The organism is Roseivirga ehrenbergii (assembly GCF_001593005.1).
Taxonomy (GTDB): domain Bacteria; phylum Bacteroidota; class Bacteroidia; order Cytophagales; family Cyclobacteriaceae; genus Roseivirga; species Roseivirga ehrenbergii.
The window spans coordinates 35,388-53,987 of sequence record NZ_LQZQ01000049.1; the positions used below are offsets into that span (position 1 = coordinate 35,388).

19 protein-coding genes are annotated in these 18,600 nt (G+C 39.2%); 8 read left to right on the forward strand and 11 right to left on the reverse strand.

Annotated elements, in window-relative coordinates; all coding sequences use genetic code 11:
* Positions 1 to 426: 426 nt before the first annotated feature.
* Complete coding sequence (rapA, locus tag MB14_RS14515) at positions 427 to 3,258, forward strand: RNA polymerase-associated protein RapA (protein ID WP_062592843.1); 2,832 nt, start codon at positions 427 to 429, stop codon at positions 3,256 to 3,258.
* Positions 3,259 to 3,328: 70 nt separating this feature from the next.
* Here rapA and MB14_RS14520 read toward each other — a convergent pair whose 3' ends face one another.
* The 4 genes from MB14_RS14520 to MB14_RS14535 form a co-directional block, all read right to left on the reverse strand.
* Entirely contained in the window at positions 3,329 to 3,706 is a 378-nt protein-coding gene (locus MB14_RS14520; protein ID WP_062592845.1) for a nuclear transport factor 2 family protein, read from the reverse strand.
* A gap of 35 nt (positions 3,707 to 3,741) precedes the next feature.
* The gene (gene nfsB / locus MB14_RS14525) at positions 3,742 to 4,398 is read right to left on the reverse strand and encodes an oxygen-insensitive NAD(P)H nitroreductase (RefSeq protein ID WP_062592847.1); all 657 of its coding nucleotides are present in this window, start codon (positions 4,396 to 4,398) and stop codon (positions 3,742 to 3,744) included.
* Between the two features lie 202 nt (positions 4,399 to 4,600).
* Entirely contained in the window at positions 4,601 to 4,945 is a 345-nt protein-coding gene (locus MB14_RS14530; protein WP_062592849.1) for a TfoX/Sxy family protein, read from the reverse strand.
* 20 nt (positions 4,946 to 4,965) lie between these two features.
* Positions 4,966 to 5,205: a hypothetical protein gene (locus MB14_RS14535; RefSeq protein WP_062592850.1), complete on the reverse strand. Its 240-nt coding sequence runs from the start codon at positions 5,203 to 5,205 to the stop codon at positions 4,966 to 4,968.
* Positions 5,206 to 5,441: 236 nt separating this feature from the next.
* Here MB14_RS14535 and MB14_RS14540 point away from each other — a divergent pair, with 236 nt between their 5' ends.
* Positions 5,442 to 6,149 carry a DUF4197 domain-containing protein gene (locus MB14_RS14540; RefSeq protein ID WP_062593430.1) on the forward strand — a complete coding sequence of 236 codons (708 nt, stop codon included), beginning with the start codon at positions 5,442 to 5,444 and terminating at the stop codon, positions 6,147 to 6,149.
* A gap of 112 nt (positions 6,150 to 6,261) precedes the next feature.
* On the opposite strand, the gene MB14_RS14545 is transcribed toward MB14_RS14540, so the two are convergent.
* Positions 6,262 to 6,897, reverse strand: coding sequence for a peroxiredoxin (locus MB14_RS14545; RefSeq protein WP_062302357.1), 636 nt, complete (start codon positions 6,895 to 6,897; stop codon positions 6,262 to 6,264).
* A 207-nt stretch (positions 6,898 to 7,104) separates the two neighbouring features.
* Positions 7,105 to 7,491, reverse strand: coding sequence for a GtrA family protein (locus tag MB14_RS14550; protein ID WP_062592852.1), 387 nt, complete (start codon positions 7,489 to 7,491; stop codon positions 7,105 to 7,107).
* An 82-nt stretch (positions 7,492 to 7,573) separates the two neighbouring features.
* Here MB14_RS14550 and MB14_RS14555 point away from each other — a divergent pair, with 82 nt between their 5' ends.
* Positions 7,574 to 9,307 (forward strand): ArnT family glycosyltransferase, encoded by a 1,734-nt coding sequence (locus MB14_RS14555; protein WP_221405504.1) that lies wholly within the window; start codon positions 7,574 to 7,576, stop codon positions 9,305 to 9,307.
* A 12-nt stretch (positions 9,308 to 9,319) separates the two neighbouring features.
* On the opposite strand, the gene MB14_RS14560 is transcribed toward MB14_RS14555, so the two are convergent.
* The 5 genes from MB14_RS14560 to MB14_RS14570 all read right to left on the reverse strand — a co-directional run bounded on the left by MB14_RS14560 (position 9,320) and on the right by MB14_RS14570 (position 11,974).
* Complete coding sequence (locus MB14_RS14560; RefSeq protein ID WP_062592856.1) at positions 9,320 to 9,700, reverse strand: SdpI family protein; 381 nt, start codon at positions 9,698 to 9,700, stop codon at positions 9,320 to 9,322.
* Positions 9,700 to 9,870: a type II toxin-antitoxin system antitoxin gene (locus tag MB14_RS18840; protein ID WP_084376097.1), complete on the reverse strand. Its 171-nt coding sequence runs from the start codon at positions 9,868 to 9,870 to the stop codon at positions 9,700 to 9,702. Before MB14_RS18840 ends, MB14_RS14560 begins: the two co-directional genes overlap by 1 nt.
* Positions 9,871 to 9,875: 5 nt before the next feature.
* Entirely contained in the window at positions 9,876 to 10,022 is a 147-nt protein-coding gene (locus tag MB14_RS18990) for a hypothetical protein (RefSeq protein ID WP_157716600.1), read from the reverse strand.
* 52 nt (positions 10,023 to 10,074) lie between these two features.
* Positions 10,075 to 10,926 carry an SPFH domain-containing protein gene (locus tag MB14_RS14565; RefSeq protein WP_062592858.1) on the reverse strand — a complete coding sequence of 284 codons (852 nt, stop codon included), beginning with the start codon at positions 10,924 to 10,926 and terminating at the stop codon, positions 10,075 to 10,077.
* 190 nt (positions 10,927 to 11,116) lie between these two features.
* Positions 11,117 to 11,974: a DUF4349 domain-containing protein gene (locus MB14_RS14570; RefSeq protein WP_157716601.1), complete on the reverse strand. Its 858-nt coding sequence runs from the start codon at positions 11,972 to 11,974 to the stop codon at positions 11,117 to 11,119.
* Positions 11,975 to 12,013: 39 nt separating this feature from the next.
* Between MB14_RS14570 and MB14_RS14575 the strand changes: the two genes are divergently transcribed.
* From MB14_RS14575 to MB14_RS14595, 5 genes are all read left to right on the forward strand, one after another.
* The gene (locus tag MB14_RS14575; RefSeq protein ID WP_062592863.1) at positions 12,014 to 13,117 is read left to right on the forward strand and encodes an alanine racemase; all 1,104 of its coding nucleotides are present in this window, start codon (positions 12,014 to 12,016) and stop codon (positions 13,115 to 13,117) included.
* A gap of 89 nt (positions 13,118 to 13,206) precedes the next feature.
* Entirely contained in the window at positions 13,207 to 15,621 is a 2,415-nt protein-coding gene (locus tag MB14_RS14580; RefSeq protein ID WP_132643957.1) for an ABC transporter permease, read from the forward strand.
* Positions 15,622 to 15,732: 111 nt separating this feature from the next.
* Positions 15,733 to 16,728 carry an endonuclease/exonuclease/phosphatase family protein gene (locus MB14_RS14585; protein ID WP_062592866.1) on the forward strand — a complete coding sequence of 332 codons (996 nt, stop codon included), beginning with the start codon at positions 15,733 to 15,735 and terminating at the stop codon, positions 16,726 to 16,728.
* 23 nt (positions 16,729 to 16,751) lie between these two features.
* On the forward strand, positions 16,752 to 16,940 hold the full coding sequence (locus MB14_RS14590) for a PspC domain-containing protein (RefSeq protein WP_053224232.1): 189 nt from the start codon (positions 16,752 to 16,754) through the stop codon (positions 16,938 to 16,940).
* 27 nt (positions 16,941 to 16,967) lie between these two features.
* The gene (locus tag MB14_RS14595) at positions 16,968 to 18,596 is read left to right on the forward strand and encodes a hypothetical protein (protein ID WP_062592868.1); all 1,629 of its coding nucleotides are present in this window, start codon (positions 16,968 to 16,970) and stop codon (positions 18,594 to 18,596) included.
* Positions 18,597 to 18,600: the final 4 nt, after the last annotated feature.

Genomic DNA, 18,600 nt, shown 5'->3' on the forward strand with positions numbered 1-18,600 from the left:
TGTGCATTGAATAACTAAACGGAATAATTATTAATGTACAACTTAATGCCATTAGTTTACTCTGTTCTTTCTCAATCTACTAATTTTTTGTATTTCATCACCTCCCTATCCCTCCTCAAGGAGGGAATGCTTTGGTGGTTAATAATTGCAGGATGTTCCTAGCTTGAGTTTGCTGGCGGAGCTTAAAAATAATGCTGAACCATTCCCCTCTAATAAGAGGGGCTAGGGGAGTGTCGAAACGTTTTGAAACTCGTGTTGGTGTCAGCGGGCGCTAAACCCTTTAAGCTAATCACATTTCCTAAACATTTGTAAGTCTATATTGAATTTGTTCGTCAACTTTGCTGAGTAGGAAGAGAGCGGAGGAATTAAGAGGAAAATCCTTTTGGTCTGATTCTGTTTCAACATCAACCAAATAAGAACTATTCTATGGGAAACTTCTTTCCAGAGCAAAGATGGACAAGTGAGGGAGAGCCTGAACTAGGCGTGGGAATCGTTACAGAAACCAGCAAAGGGAGGGTCATGATTCATTTTCCTGTGCCAGATGAAACTCGACAGTATGCTATGGAAAATGCACCCTTGCGTAGGGTAGTTTTCAAGCCTGGAGATACCATCGTGGATAAGAGCCAAAAGCCATTATTGGTGGGTCGGGTAGAGGAGAAAGGTGATTTATTCCTCTATATAGGGAAAGATAGACGCCTCTCGGAAGCAGAACTTGGAGATGTATCCGTAACGCATGGGGTTGACGATCGCCTGTTTATGGGAGATGTTGAAACCCCTCAATTATTCGCATTACGTAGAAAGACATTAGAATACGACCACCATAGAAGAATTTCGCCCATCAATGGTTTTGTGGGTGGCCGAATCGACCTCATTCCCCATCAGTTATATATTGCCCACGAGGTGAGTTCGCGTTATGCGCCCCGCGTACTGCTCTCCGACCAAGTAGGGCTTGGTAAAACCATAGAGGCCTGTTTGATTTTGCATAGATTACTCTTGAGCGGACGGATTTCTAGGGTGTTAATCCTTGTTCCGGACTCACTGGTACACCAATGGTTTGTAGAACTGCTCAGACGATTTAACCTGTGGTTTCATATTTATGATGAAGAGCGCTGTGCTTCGCTCGATGAAAGTGCGCCAGAAGGAAATCCGTTCTTAGATGACCAATTGATTATTTGCAGCACTTCTTTTGTGGCGGGTTCAAAAAAGCGTGCTCGGCAGGCCCTAACCGCCAGCTGGGACATGCTGGTGGTGGATGAAGCTCATCATTTGGAGTGGTCTGTTGATAAAGTAAGTCATGAGTATGCCATTGTGGAGCTATTGAGTAAAGTAGCAAAGGGCCTGTTATTATTGACGGCTACGCCTGAACAATTGGGTGTAGAGAGTCATTTCGCTAGACTTCGATTGCTTGACCCAGAGCGGTATGCGGATTATAATGTCTTTAAGAATGAATCACAGGACAATACTGCCGTTGCCAATATTGTAGAGAAATTGTCATCGGGCAAGGAATTAGTGGCGACTGAGTTCCAATTATTGGAACAGATGTTTGGGAAGGAAAGAATGGAAGCCTTTGCCAAAGGAAGTGAAGCAGCAAAGAACCACCTTATCGAAGATTTGCTTGACCAACATGGCCCAGGAAGGGTGGTGTTTAGAAACACACGTTCAGCCATGAGTGGCTTTCCAAAACGAAAAGTTCATCTCATTCCTCTTCAAGCAGCAGAAGAGCATGACCTGTGGGTAAAACGTTTATCACAGGAATATACACTCGATATGGAGCCATCAGATTCTGCTTCGGCCAAACAAAAGTTTTGGTTTAATGAAGACCCAAGGGTGAGTTGGTTGGTGAAATTGATGAAGCAACTGAGGCCAGCAAAAGCTGTGCTGATTTGCAGAAGCAAAGAGAAAGTACTGGCTTTGGAAGCTGCTTTGAAAAAGCTCAGTAGCATAAAAGTGGCTGTTTTTCACGAAGACCTTACCATTGTGCAAAGGGATAGGAATGCGGCTTGGTTTGCTGAACCTGATGGTGCTCGTTTGCTCCTTTGTTCTGAAATAGGGAGCGAGGGAAGGAATTTTCAATTTGCACATCACCTTATTCTCTTCGATTTGCCGATTCATCCTGAATTATTGGAACAGAGAATCGGGCGCTTGGATCGGATTGGGCAATTGGAAGACATCCAAATTCATGTGCCATACCTTGAGGGAAGTCCGCAAGAAGTGCTTGTTCGATGGTTTCACGAAGGACTGAATGCTTTTGAAGAAAATTTGGAGGGTGGAAATCAACTGATGCAATTGTTTTACAATCGCTTGAAGGAAGCCACTTTGTCTGTTTCATTGGCAGCAGCAGGCGATCAACTTGAATCGCTGATTGCCGATACCGCAGCTTATCATCAAAAGCTAAAGGAAATGCTGGCCAAGGGTCGAGATCGATTGCTTGAAATGAACTCCTTCCGACCGAGAGTTGCAGAGAAATTGGTAGAGCGGATTAAAGCAGCGGACTTGGATATGAACCTGGAGAAGTACATGACTCAGGTTTTTGAGCAGTTTGGGATTGATATGGAAGACCTCGCGCCAAGGACTTATTTGTTACACCCGAAACAATCCAATGCGGTTCAATTCCCTTCCATTCCAGACCAAGGGATTTCAATTACTTTTGACCGAAAGCGCGCCTTGAGTAGGGAAGATGTAAGTTTTATCAGTTGGGATCACCCGATGGTCACTGGTGCCATAGATATGATGCTGAGCTCAGGCACGGGTGGTGCCAGTTACGGAGTGCTTCGCGGAACAGGTAATTCAATGATTCTTTTGGAAGTGCTTTTTGTGCTCGAAACCTCCGGTGGCAAGAATATTAATGTGGACCGTTTTCTTCCCAATACACCTTTGAGGATTGTAGTGGATCATAGTGGTGAGGAGGTTACGGAAGAGTATCCGGTTGAATTGTTCGATCATCAATTAAGGCCAGGGCAAGTGAATGATTTGCTAGAGAATGAGTATTTGGTGGATACTATTCTCCCTCATATGATCAAATGTGCCACAGAACTGGTCGAGGAACATAGGGAGAAAGAAGTCATAAAAGGACTGAAACAAATGAGTCAAACTATGAATCACGAAATTGGCAGGCTTGCTTCACTTCATGAAAAAAACAGACATATCAGGTCAGAAGAAATCCAGATAGCCCTTAATGAACAAGCCATGCTTTCGAGGTTGATCAAAAGTTCCCGTGTTAGAATGGATGCGCTTCAGTTGATTAAAGAGGGAGCTTAAAGTTGAGTTATTCTTAAAAAGAAAACACCTCTCTCCATTTTGAAGTGAAGAGAGGTGTTTCAAATCTGTCTTAATACATGGTGTTGGGATTCTTCGATATGCTTGGTATTTGTTGAATGGCATCCCAATGTTCACAGATTTTTCCGTTCTTATCAAAGCGGAAAAAGTCCATGGTCACGTATTGGTCATTCCCCGGCCAAGTTTGATGGGTGTGTAGCGCTACTAAATCCCCTTCGGCAATGCAGCGCACAAACTCAATCGACTTATCTGGGTATTCGGTCTGCATTCGTTTGAAATAGCTGATGAACCCTTCGGTTCCGTTTTCTACATCTGGGTTATGCTGAATATACTCCTCGCCAACATACAAATCAATTGCCTTTTGTGGATTTCCTTCATAGGCCGTTTTATAGAAAGCAATGGCGTTTTGTTTATTCTTTTCTAAATCCATGTTCGTTTTTTTTGCAGGCCGAAATATCAAATTAACTAATCCAATTGAGTAATGATTTCTTCTTCTGGAAGTCTCGATTTTGGCAAAGTCGCATTAAAGTCAGTGTCTTTACGATAACCCAAAGCTACAACTGCCAATGTGGTTAGCCCTTTTTCGCGTAAGCCGAATTCTTGGTCGAGAATTTTTACATCAACACCTTCCATAGGTACGGCATCAATGCCTAATGCGGCTACGCCAAGTAAAAGTGAGCCCATATTTAAATAAACTTGCTTTTCTAACCAATGCTGAAGGTCTTTCAAATCATAGCGATGAATGTCGGTAAACATTTTTCTGCCGCCCTTCATTTGCTCTTTGAATGATTGTTGGGCAAAACGACCATCTTTATCTTCTTGCTCTAAAATGCGATTTAAGAACTCTTCATCCGCATCAATTTTAGAACAGAAAACAATTACATGAGATGCGTCCAATACTTTCGAATTGTTGAATTGGAAGAAGCCTTGAGTTCCTTTAGCAATTCTTTCTTTCCCGGCTTTTGTGTTGGCAATAATAAAGTGCCAAGGCTGAAGGTTAGTACTTGACGGACTTAATCTTAGCAATGCTTTTACTTGCTCGAAATCTTCGTCCGAAATGGTTTTTGTTGTGTCAAATTCCTTAGTGGAATAACGTCTGTTTAAAATTTCAGTAATATTCATCTTAATAATAATTTGCTTTTTTAGTCTCTCGATTAACCCAAGAACGACCCGTGATTTTCTAAATATTGGGTCGTTTGTGTTTAGAAATTTCTATATAGGTTTTGCCAACTGTCTTGGGAAGAGATTGGTTCAATCACAGTCGAATGTTCTGTGATTTTTTCATTATGTATGGATTTGGGAGCTGCTGGGGCGGATAACTATGTTACTTATCATTCAGGTTGAAATCTAAAGCTTTATCCACCCAGTATTCCAGGTCATTGTCCATGTCAAATCCATCAGGCGTGATGTAGATGAAATTTAGTGAAGGCCTGCCTGAAAAATCCATGGGTAGACAAACTTCTTTTTTGATCTCTACTTCATAGGCTTTGGCTCCAATTTTGGCCATAATAAGGCTGTCACCGTACTTTTTGTTAATATGAATTCCGATGCACATTTTTTCATTCACCATAAAAATTAGCGCACCCATCATTTTTTTCTCAGTGAAAAGTATGTTTCTAGATTTTAGTATTTGACTGATTCGTTCTCCTAAATAAATGTCGTAGGCCATTTTCTCTAATTGATACAGGGTTATTTGTTTTCCGGCAAACTTTCGAATTCTCTTTTCTTGTTGTCAAACCAGACTTTCATCTCTTGAGGTGATTTCATGATTTCTTGCATGTCATTCATGGCCTTGAGGTGAGCTTCATCTTTTTTCTGAAACATTTCCATTCCGTGTTTCTGTGCCATTTCTGCTATTTCTTCAAAGGTGTTGGCTTGAAATTCTTGATCACAGGCTCCGCCCAATTGATTACAGCGCATCGTTTTCATAAAACTACTTTTGTATTAACGTGTCTCTGTTTTACTTCTTTCGTATTGATTTTCAATCTAATGAATCTTGGTCTTTTATTATGGCATCAATGGCTTTATTGTCTATTTGAAGTGGGGCAATTGAGGAGTTGTTTCGGAAAATTAAGATGTGATTATTCGTGATTTATAAAAAATTAACCTGTTTTGGTGTGCGTTTTGCTAAACCTTTCGTTACGTTCAAACAAAGAATCATCACTATGAAAAAACTAACCTTACTATTTTCCTTTTTTCTATTATTCGGTTGTGCCGCTCAAGGTCAGATATTTAAACAGGCTAAAGATATTTTAGGCGGAGGAGCAGCCTTTTCTAAAGAAGAAGCGGCCAATGCGCTAAAAGAAGCTTTGGAGCAAGGCACGTCAAAAGGGGTTGACTTGCTCTCTAAAGTAGATGGTTATTATAAAAACCCTGAAATCAAGATTCCTTTTCCGCAAGAAGCCCAGACGGTTGAAAGTAAGCTAAGAGCACTCGGTTTGGGTAATCAGGTTGATCAAGCAGTGGAATCTTTGAACCGTGCGGCTGAAGATGCTGCCTATGAAGCCAAGGATATTTTTATTGCTGCCATTAAATCACTCACCATTAACGATGCTATAAACATTGTAAAGGGAGATAAAGATGCTGCAACCCAATTTTTAGAAAGAGAAACTACCACTTCACTAGAAGGAAAGTTTAACCCAATTATAGAGGCGTCACTGCAAAAGGTAAATGCTACTAAATATTGGTCTGATGTAATGGGGACTTACAACAAGGTGCCATTTGTGAAGAAAGTAGAAACGGATTTAACTGCTTATGTTACAGCAAAAGCCATTGATGGCTTGTTCGTGATGATTGCCAAAGAAGAGCTTAATATCAGAGAGAATGCTGGAGCACGTACTTCGGAATTACTTAAAAAGGTTTTCGGAAAATAATCAATTTGGTTATCCTGATTCCGAAGTTTCGAAAGTCTCAGGATCCTTTTATTGTAACAACGAATTAAAAATTAAAAGACTTCAAAATGAAGTCCTTTAATTTTGCTCAAACTTACTTATTTGGCTGTGGTGTGTATCTTAAATAAGGTTTTACTACACGGTGCCCTTTAGGGAATTTCGCAGGAATATCTTCCGTAGCGATAGCTGGCGAAACCACCGTATCTTCTCCATCTTTCCAATCGGCAGGGGTAGCAACGCTATAATTTGCTGTCAATTGAAGAGAGTCGATTACTCTTAAAAGTTCGTGGAAGTTTCGGCCAGTAGAAGCTGGATATGTTAATGTCAGTTTTACCTTTTTGTCTGGTCCAATAATAAATACCGAGCGCACCGTTAACGTATCGTTTGCATTGGGGTGAATCATATCGTACAAATTGGCCACGGTTTTATCTTCATCGGCAATAATTGGAAAATCCACTGTGGTATTTTGTGTTTCCTCAATGTCTTTAACCCAGCCTTTGTGCGATTCCAGTCCGTCAACCGAAACCGCTAAAACCTTTACGTTGCGTTTCTCAAATTCTGACTTAAGTTGCGCGGTTCTGCCCAATTCAGTGGTGCAAACGGGGGTATAATCTGCCGGATGCGAAAACAGCATTCCCCAGCTATTGCCTAACCACTCATGAAAATTAATGGTGCCCTCAGTTGTTTCTGCTTTAAAATCTGGGGCAATGTCTCCTAATCTAATGCTCATGTTTTATGATGTTTTTAGTGTGAACTAATTGATACGCAAAGCTAAATATTTTGATTAATAAATATAAAGTCTATCGAAAAAGTAGGGTAATAAATTTTAAGATAACATATTTTATCGGAGAGAGGCTGTTTTGTTTAAAGTTTGCGTGAAAGAGAGAGGCCGTCTAATATTAAAGCAATTCTGATTTTTATAACTCTTAAAACAGGATTAATTGGCAACAAAAGTGAAGTTGTAATTGGCGATGAAGTTCCAAAGCACCACAATTCCTATGGCTACCAATTTCGCCCAATAAAAGCTCATTTCTTTCTTATTAACCAATAAGTAGATAATTAAATTATTGATAATAAGGCCAATAAGGGCTATGAGAATATACTTTGAGAATTGAGTGACCGCATATGGATTCGTGTCCTGAAAAGTCCAGGTTTTATTGAGTAAATAGTTGGAAGTAGCGGCAAATACAAAGCCGAGGCTGTTGGCGAAATATTTGTTTAAGCGCAGTTTTTCTTTTGCTAAAAAAGTGATGCAGAAATCTATAGCGAGGCCAGAAAGGCCTACTGCGCTGAATTTTAAAAATTTGAATCCTAATTCAAACATGAAGAATGCTGAGGTCTGATTTTTTAGGTTAAGTCAAATACAAATATGCTTAACAATTTTCGTAACGCGAAAACTTGTACTTTTGAACTCCCATTTAAACTTGACTATTGGAATGACTTCACTGGATACGCAGCAGAACGGTAAACATGAACGCTTCTTTTTCTATTTTTTAATCCTTTGGATAATTGCAGGCCTAATACAAAACTATTTTACAGAGGTAAGTGGTGAAGAGGCTTATTATTGGTTGTTTTCTCAGTTTTTAGATTGGAGTTACCTAGATCATCCGCCTATGGTAGGGGTGGTTACGGCTCCCGGTTATTGGCTGATTCCAAACGATATGGGCTTGAGAATGGGAATGTTGATTACGAACATTCTTACCATTATTGTGCTGCGCAGAACACTAGAAGTTAAGGATGATAAGCTCTTTGTCTGGATGATGTTGGGGCTACTGCCTTTTCACCTCGGTGCTTTATTGGTAAAAACGGATGTGCCTCTTTTATTCTTTACAGCAACTTTCTTTTATTTCTATAAACAATATTTAAAAGAAGATAACTGGAAAATCGTAGTGCTTCTGGCTTTAAACATTGCCTTGGTGATGATGAGCAAGTACCACGGAGTTTTGGTAGTCTTCTTTACCGTGCTTTCCAATTTGGGGTTATTTAAGAAGAAATCATTTTGGGCCATTGTAGGTTTAACAGTAGTATTTATGCTGCCACACACTTATTGGCAGTATACCCACGATTTTGCCAGTATTAAATTCCACCTGTACAATCGTATTGATTTAGGTTTCAGTTTTGGTACAATTCTTTATTATATCAGTATTCAACCACTTGTTTTTGGGCCTCTAATTGGTGTAATGCTATTTGCGGCAGCTTATAAGCACAAGACTGAATCGGCTTTTTATAGAGCGCTAAAATTCAATATTGTTGGGGTGCTTATCTTCTTCTTAATTTCTGCCTTTAGGGTAGAAGTTCACAAGCACTGGACAAGTGTGGTTATGATTCCATTAATCCTTTTGGGGCATGAATATATTTCTAGCCGTGAAAATTGGCGAAATTGGATGATGAAGCTTTGTGTGATTTCATTGGTGTTATTTATTCCCGCACGCATTTATTTGATGTATGATTTTCTTCCTTCAAAGTGGACAGAAGGGTGGGACGTACTTCATGGCTGGGATGGTTGGGCCGAAGAAGTAGAAGATCTTTCTGGTGGGCTTCCCATTGTGTTTATAAACCACTATGAGCGTGCTTCGCGCTATAGTTACCTCAAAGGAGATATTGTGCATTGCTACAATACTTTTGATTACAGAGAAACACAGCATGACTTATGGCCGTTGGAAGAAAATTTACAAGGCAAAACCATTTTCCTTATTGATAGACATAACCGTAAAGGCGAGTACGAAACTTTTACCACTTCAATTGGCAAGGGTATTCACTACAGGGTAGTCGAGAATTTCAGGTCGTTTAGAAATGTGAATGTTGAAGTAGATAAACTTGATGACAATGAGTTTATGTCTAGTGAAGAGGTAACGCTTAGCATTACTATGAAAAACAACTACGATTATGCTGTTGATTTTTCTGATGTGAATGGGAGGGAGGTTTACCTTAATGCACATATACTCGAAGGACTTAATCCAATACAAACCGATGTGCTCGAGCTATTGAAAATTAGTCTTGCGCCAGGCGAAGAGTTGATTAAAACGGTAACAGTGAAAATGCCTGATTTAGAAGGTAAATTCGATTTACGCTTTTCTATTCAAGTAGAAGGAATTGAAGCACCAATTAATGGAAGAAAACAGCGGGTGATTGTTAAATAATCACCCCTGCTTTTAGTTTCCTCTAATAATGGTTTTTGATTTTGGATTGCCTTTTTTATCAAATCGCTTTTTTAGCCCTAGTTCGGTGAGTATAATTACTACTGCCAAACCTATTACTAATACCCCTGATGTAATCAGTATTGAGGCATCGGCAGGAACCGTAAAATAGGTGATCACTTGGGTTAATAATGTGGCGCCCGAAGACCAGAGCATGAGGTTAGCACTATAAGGCTGGGCAAACTCCCATGCTTCTTTACTCCTCAACGAGGCTGGTGTTCTATACCCAACAAATGTATTTGGGTATTCTGACACGACCAATTTCATCAACACTGCGGGTAGTATGACGGTAAATGCGATCACCAAGTGTACTATGAGTAATTCATTTCCTTCCATTATTCTTCATTTTTTGATTTGTTTTTTAATCTGCCAGCCTCTTTCAACGCCTTATTGATCAACCATTCCAACTGTCCATTTGTACTACGAAATTCGTCCGCAGCCCACTTTTCAACAGCCCCTAATAGTTCAGGGTCAAGTCGTAGTACAAATGGCTTTTTCTTTGACATAAGCTTTAGTGTTTAGATCGTCCAAGGATGAGATAAGCACCACCACTATACGAAGTAACAATTCGCCATCCTGATGTGGCCAAGGCGTTGAGCTTTTTCTCAAAGCTCTCCATTTTCTCAAATGGCCCTTTATATATGATTTTATATTCCATAGAATTAATGTTTTAATGAATTAATGAGAGAATGAACTTTGGGATCAATAAATTAATGATTTAGTGTACCGGTATTGACTACTGGTGTTACGGCCCTGTCGGAACAAAGCACTACCATTAAATTAGATACCATTGCGGCTTTCTTTTCTTCGTCTAATTCTACGATACTCTTTTGGTTCAGTTCATCTAAAGCCATTTCTACCATTCCCACAGCACCTTCAACAATCTTTTGTCTGGCTGCAACAATAGCAGTAGCCTGTTGACGCTGCAGCATAGCGCTTGCAATTTCCTCAGCATAGGCCAAGTAACCAATTCTGGCTTCAATGACATCAATTCCAGCCATGGCTAATCTTTCGCGAAGTTCTTCTTCAAGGTCGTGGTTTACTTCGTTCATGCCACTTCTTAAAGTAATTTCACCATCGTCTTCAAAGTTGTCGTATGCGTAGCTTCCACCTAATTTACGTACCGCGGCATCGGACTGAACACGGACAAAATGTTCGTAATCATTTACTTCAAACATGGCTTTGTAGGTGTTTTTTACCTGCCAAACTAAGATCACCGAAATCATAATTGGGTTTCCTAGTTTATCATTCACTTTTAGTCTTTCACTATCAAAATTATAAGCTCTGAGCGATACTTTTTTTTTTGAATAGAAGGGGTTGGCCCAGAAAAAACCGTTTTTCTTAACGGTTCCGCGGTAGTCGCCAAAAAATACCATTACGCGAGATGAATTTGGGTTGATGATGAAAAAGCCCAAAAGCATAATGAAGAATGCAAGGAAGAACAATGCGAAAATCGGCATCTGTGTAACAATCAATGCGGCTATGGTTCCGAATAAAATAAGGAAGGTCAATAAGAGCATTGGGAAACCTGACCTTGGTTCAAAAGTTTTTTCTTCTTTCATGATGTATGTGTTTTGAGTTGATTTAAAGTGATATTAATTTAATATCAAAGTAACTCATTTTACGGAATAACTAAAGAATAGGTTCGGAATATTTTTACTGTTCGGTTTAAAAGGGGCTTTGCCTTGATTTTTGGGCATAAAAAAAAGTGGCAAAAGCCACTTTTAAAATTCTTGTTCGAGAGATAACTAATTACGCTTTTCTCTTTTTTACCACCAATACAACCAAACCAACTACAAGGAATAATGGCCATAGACCTATGATCCACATGATTCCGTTGATAAGACCTGCCCAGCCATTGGCTAACGATTTCAAAATACGTTGGCCAAAGTTGTCTTGGTTTTCGGGCTCATACACATAAGGTTTTACTTCATAAGCATTCAATTGAATAGTGCTCATATCTACCTGATCGTTGAGGTATTTCAGTCTTCCTTCTTGAGATTCAATCTCGGAACGAACTTGGTTCAATTGCCTTTCGATATTTAGCATATCATTCACATTGTTGGCCTTTTTCAGAAGTTCTAAATAGCGTGCTTCTAGCGCTTTTCTGTTTTTCAACCTAGTTTCAACATCAATGAATTGCTCAGTAACATCTTGCTGATTAAGCGACTGATGTTCGATTTTCTTAGCAAATGGTTTTAAGCCGTCAAACAGATTATTGAATTGATCTTGTGGAACACGAATAGTAAAATAAGCATCCAGCCTTCTGTCTGAATCGTTTCGGCTTTGGTTGGTTACATTGGCTTTGTACTTACTCAAAAGTTCGTTTAAACTCGCTTCGAATTTTTCTAAACTGGCCACTTCCATATTTAGGTCGGCTGTAGTTATAATTTTTGAGGTTTGGTCTTGCTCTACAAAATTAGAGGTAGCCATTGCCCTACCTGAATAACTATCGGCAGAAAGCTTCATGCTTTCATTTGGATTTCCATATCCTACCGCAACCTTTTCGCGCTCTACATCTGCAAGTTCTTGCCCAAGGTAATTGCTATTGCCAGATTCACAACTACTCAAAATAAGTATGGACATCAGGATAAAAAGTGGTTTCTTCATGGCTATATTCATGTTAATGTTTCTAATCGTTCGAATCCAATGATTGCAATTACCAGACCAACCTTATTGCTAAACGAAAAACAGTGCAAAATTAATATTCAGCGAATGGCCGACAAAGCCAAACGTTTGAATGTGCAACTGGTTCCTCACTTTAAAACCCACCAGTCGTCAGAAATTGGGGAGTGGTTTAAGGGTCATGGTATTGAAAACATTACGGTTTCTTCTGTAAAGATGGCTGAATTTTTTGCACGTTCAGGTTGGAGTAATATTACTGTAGCTTTTCCTTTCAACATGCATGAAATTCCAGCCGTGAATAGAATGCTGAAGCAAAACGTTAAGCTTACTCTTTTTGTGGTGAATACGGAGGTGATTCATCGGTTGAATGAAGAATTGGAAGCTCCGGTAAACTTGTTTATAGAAATGGATGCGGGATATGGTAGATCTGGTGTTTCTACAAAAGATATTGCTAAGGTTAAGAAATTAGCTGCATTGATTGAGGCAGGACATATGACAAATCTATATGGTTTGTATTGCCACCCCGGGAATACCTATCACGCCAATTCGGTAGAGGAAATTAAAAGTATTTGGGCGGATGTGATTCAAAAAATGTCGGCTGTAAAAGTTGCTTTAGGCTCTGCTGGAGACTCATTAAAAATTAGAGTGGGGGATACACCTGGCTGTGCTGTGGTAGAAGAAATGGAAGGGGTGGACGAAATTGGGCCTGGTAATTTTGTGTTCTATGATTTGGTAATGAACTATCTAGATGTATGCACTGAGAGCGATATTGCGGTAGCAATGGCCTGCCCAGTAGTAGCTAAGAATGAAGATCGAAACGAAATCATTATTCATGGAGGTGCAGTTCATTTTTCAAAAGATCACCTCTTTGATGAAAACGAAGAGAAGTTTTTTGGTGAAGTAGTAGTGTTAGAAGAGGAGGGTTGGTCGCCAATTCTAGAGGGGATTAAATTGGTTTCCCTTTCACAAGAACATGGTGTGCTTAGTGCAACGCCTGAAGTATTTGAAGCCATTGAAGTGGGTGATGTTTTAGGTGTACTTCCTATTCACTCATGCCTGACTGCCAATTTAATGAAGTCATACACCACATTTAACGGTCAGGAAATAAAACATTTAGAAAGTTTTTAGGTCGGTGCAACCATTGGGTAAATGGTGTCGTCTTGTTTTTGAGCCTGTTGGATAGCGGGTTCAGGTCAAACAACTCAAACAACAACCGTATGCTTAAAAATTACCTCAAAATTGCATTCCGCAGCCTTTTGCGTGATAAGTTTTTTTCATTTTTGAACGTCACCGGACTTGCCATTGGCATTTCTTGCGTGCTGTTAATCATGACTTATGTGAATTACGAACTGAGTTTCGATAAACACTTCGAAAATCAGGAACAGATTTACAGAGTAGTTATTGAAGGCCGTTTTAATGGCCGTGATTTCACAGGTTCCCAAAATCCATCCCCAGCTGGTCCTACATTTAAAGAGCAAATTCCTGAAGTAGAGGAACGCCTTCGTTTTAGGAACACTGGTGACTGGGTGGTGCAGTATGGAGATAAAGTTTTCAATGAAGACGACTTGGTTTTTGCAGATGAAACTTTCTTCAAGGTGTTTTCTGTAAACCTTGTTCAAGGTAATCCAGAGGAAGCTTTGTCGAGACCAAATCATTTGGTACTGAATCAAACCCAAGCCAAAAAATATTTTGGAGATGAAGACCCGATGGGCAAAGTGCTCAAGCTGGATAATGACGAAGAATGGATCGTTAGTGGAGTGTATGAAGACATTCTCGATAACAGCCATTTTCATTTCGATTTTATACTCTCATTTATCACTAGAGAAGGCGATTATAATAATCAGGAATGGTTGAGCCAGAATTTTGACACCTATTTGGTGATTAATAAGAATGCTGACATTGCTTCTGTTGAAAACAAGATCAACGAGATTGCTATCGAGAAAATGGGCTTGGAGCTTCAGCAATACCTTAATATGAGTTTTGAACAGTTTAAAGCTGGAGGAAATAATTTCAATTACTTTTTGCAGCCATTAACTGATATTCATTTGAGGTCGAATAATTATGGTGGTTTTGAACCCGAAGGTGACATTACCTATGTGTATATATTTACCTCAATTGCTATTTTCATTCTTGTAATTGCCTGCATTAATTTCATGAACTTATCTACCGCGCGCTCGGCCAACAGAGCCAAAGAGGTAGGGGTAAGAAAAGTTTTAGGATCTTTTAGGTCTCAGTTGATAGGCCAATTTATTTCAGAATCTGTGCTAATCACTTTTATTGCAGGCCTTTTGGGACTTTCCATTGCCGTGGTGGTTATTCCATTCTTCAATGATTTCACCGATAGACAGATGGTTTTGGAGTTTATTCCCAATCTGCCAATCGTGGCTATTGGGTCAGTTTTAGTTGGATTTTTAGCAGGTTTATACCCAGCATTTTTCCTTTCAGCTTTTAGTCCGGCAAAGGTTTTAAAAGGAGATGTGAGTACTGGAGGAAAATCGGGCGGTCTTAGAAAAGCCTTGGTAAGCTTTCAGTTTTTTGTTTCCATACTCTTAATCATCGCTACTTTTAGTATTCTCAACCAACTGAATTTTATTCAGAATAAGAAGTTGGGTTTTGAAAGAGATAGAGTTTTGGTGATTCATAACGCATATATGTTAGGTGATAATTCAGATGCCTTTCGGAATATGATATTACAAAGCCCAGATGTAGAGCAAGCTTCATTCTCTAGCTATTTGCCTACATCGAGTAGTCGTTCTTCTACCGTATTTTTTCCTGATGGAATAATTGATAAAGACCGAGGAATGGTGTGTCAGAATTGGCGAGTAGATGAAAATTACCTCAACGTGTTTGGCATGAAAATGAAGCAAGGAAGGTTCTTTTCTAAAGAGTTTGGAACGGACTCTACCGCCATGGTCATCAATGAAACTGCAGCTAAGAATTTAGGTATTGAAGAAATTGATGGCCGTATTATAGGCACCTTTGGTGATAATGCAGAAGTGCTCGATCGCTACAATGTGATAGGAATTATTGAGGACTTCAACTTTGAATCTTTGAAAAGCGGTATCGAGCCCTTGATTATGCGCTTGGGTAAAACTACTGGCTATTTAAGCATTAAACTGAATAGTGAAAATGTTAGCGCTCAGGTGAAAGATGCAGAAGCCAAATGGGATGAAATGGCTCCAGGACAACCTTTTGAGTATTCATTTTTGGATGATCGCTTTACAAATATGTACACTGCCGAAAGCAAATTAGGAGAGATTTTTACAGTTTTTGCAGCCTTGGCGATTGTAATCGCTTGCTTGGGTTTATTTGGTTTGGCAGCCTTTACAGCCCAAAAGAAAACCAAAGAAGTAGGAATCAGAAAAGTATTGGGTGCATCTGTAATTCAGCTGGTGTACCTAATGTCCAAAGAAATTTCAATTTTGGTATTTATATCTTTTGTGTTAGCATCGGCCCTAGGCTATTGGGGAGTGAACTGGTGGATGCAAGATTTTACATATCGACCACCAATTAGTTTGCTGTCGTTTGTTTTAGCAGGTGTATCTGCTTTTGCAATTGCCTTACTCACTATGAGTTATCAGTCGATTAAGGTGGCAAGGGCGAATCCAGTAAAATCGCTTCGAAGTGAATAGAGAATTATCTTATTGATTATAAAGCAGTTCGTACTTGAACTGCTTTTTTTATGCTCTGAATATTAGAATTACGACCGAAAATGGTTAGAATAGCAACAATTACCTTAATCAATGAAGCGCATTTTAAAACTTCCCATTTTCATTTGGTGTATTCTAACGCTAGTTGTTTACGGAAGTGTATGGGTTTCTCCTGAGCTGTTTAAATACTCTGGGCTGGTTTCATTGGGTATTCCTTTTTTGCTGATTCTAAACCTAATTTTCTTCTTGATTTTTTTATTTGCAAGGTCAAGAATAGCGATTGCACCTGCAGTGTTGCTCCTCATTGGGCTTCCCTTTATTAAATCAACATTCTCTTTAAGTAAAAGCAATGAAGCTCCTTCATCTTTTCAAGTAATGAATTACAATATGATGAGGATGAACAAAGGAAATGAAAAGGATATGCTTCAGTGGATTGCTTCCAGCCCTTCTGATATTAAATGTTTTCAAGAGTTTCTAGGTTCTAAAAATGTGATCAAAGCCATTTCACAATCGGGAAAGTATAATAGTTTTACTGGAGGCTATGGTGACAGCTATGCTATATTTTCAAAATACCCTATTTTGAACAAAGGTGTGTTTTATGAAAAACAAACGAGCAACAATATACTTTTTGCCGATTTGAAAATAGGAAAGGATACGCTTAGGGTGTACAATGTGCATTTGCAGTCTATGAGCATTAATGTCGATCAAGAAGTGATAGATCAGGCTGAATTTGAAAAGAAATATGAAACAGTGCGTAGAAAGTTTCAAGATGGCTCAGTAAGAAGAACAGCTCAAATCAACGACTTACTCAAGCATGCGGAGAAGGTTACCTATCCGATCATTATTGTCGGTGATTTTAACGACATACCCTATAGCTACAATTACTTTAAAATTTCAAGAGAATTCAATAATGCTTTTGAAGATGCCGGAAGAGGTTTTGGGTTTACCTATAACGGAAAATTACCATTTTTAAGAATCGATAATCAGTTCTATAATAATAAGTTAAAGGCCCTTGACTTTAACACATTGAGCGAAATAGACTACTCTGACCATTTTCCAGTAGTAGGTATTTATTCAATAAGTCACTAATTTAGTGACTTACATTTTTACGCATGTCATCAAATAAAAAACTTAAAAGAACTTCTGATAAAGTAATTGCAGGAGTATGTGGAGGTCTTGCAGAATGGCTCGGTTGGGACGTTAGCCTTGTGAGGGTTTTGTATGTATTCGCCACAATTTTCACCGCATTTTCTGGGCTTTTGGTCTATATAGTTCTGTGGATAGTAATGCCTCAGGAATAACTAAAGTGTGTACTTAACGATATTTTTATGTTTATAAAAAAAATAAGAAGCCTTCTGCTTGCAGTCTGTGCTACGGCCATTTTAGTGGGGTGTAACCTTGAATACTTCGCAGATGCTAAGCTCAACGATTTTGTTTGGAAGCCTTCCTTAGCTATTCCCATAGGTGAACTATCTTATAGTGTTCAAGATCTTTTTGATGAATTGAGCGAAGCTGGAGTTGATATTGGCCAGAACTCAGATAACATTGTAATGCTTACCTATGAAGCTCAATTACAATCTCAAAGTGCTACTGGTTTTCTAACCTTGGCCAATCAGAGTTTCGGACAAAGTGTAGATGCTGGTTTAAATATTAACGCCCAAGGCTTTTCTTCTCTACACGATTATAATGAGGTTTTTGTATTTGATCTTGCGGCCACTCAGAATGAAGAGTATGATAGTGTGAATTTCAGTGGAGGGAATATTGATATATTGATGTCTTCCGAATTGGATGCAGAAGTGGCATATACCCTTACCTTGAATTCGCTGGTTACAAATGAAACTCATCAGCCACTGGTGGTATCGGGAATATTGGATCCTTCAAATACCTCTGTAAATTTTACTGATGTCTTAAATAAGTACTTGGGTGATTTTTCGAAAGACGCCAATGCGAATGCGGTAAGAAATAAGATTGTTGTAGAGCTCGATTATCAGGTGAGAGTATCACCAACTTCAGTAATTCAACTTACCGATGGAGTGAGTTTTTCAATGACCTTAAGCAACCCTGAGTTTGACCTAGTATATGGTTATGTGGGTGAAAGAAAACTTGATGTGAACTTTGAATTACTGAATCTCGATTTCTTTGATTCGTTTAGAGAGGGAACGATAAGCTTTGCAGAGCCTCGTTTTAGCTTTGTTTTCGATAATAGTTTTGGGTTTCCTTTGGGGGTTAGCTTCAATGAAATTGCCGCAATTACACAACAGGGACAAATCATTCCTTTAACAGGGAGTGCAGCCACTACTCCAGGTATTGTTAATGGACCTCAAGTTGATGCAATTGGCACAAATGTAAATACCACTTTGGATTTGAATTCCACCAACTCTAACCTTCCAGAACTGATCAGTTCGATGCCTAAAAAGGTGATTATTGAAGTGAATACTGAGGCGAATCCTGCTAGCGCACCAGCCCAATATAATTTTGTAGATGCTGGTAGTGAGTTAAACGTAGGGGTAAGATTAGAACTGCCAATGATTGTGAATATCAATGGTTTGGTTTCTAGACAAAATGTTGACTTTGATGTTGCCGATGATTTAGATCAAGCAAAGGAATTGACTTTAAGGTTGATTGCCGAAAATAATTTACCACTTGGTGGTGAAATTGAGCTGGTTTTTAAAGATGAGAATAACAATACGGTTTATACTGTGAGTGAAAGGGCCTTGTTTGATGGCGCACCAGTCGGAAGTGATGGGAGAACAACCCAAGCCACTACTAAAATAGTAGACATTCATTTTGCGGATGCTGATATTCGGCTTCTGGAAAATGCAACGAGTATTGATGTGGTAACCCGAATGACCACAACGGGTGCCTCTTCTGATGAGATTGTGAAGTTTTTCTCAGATTATAATCTCACTGTTAAATTGGCTGTTCAGGCCGACATCGAGTTAACCTCTAACGATTGATAAA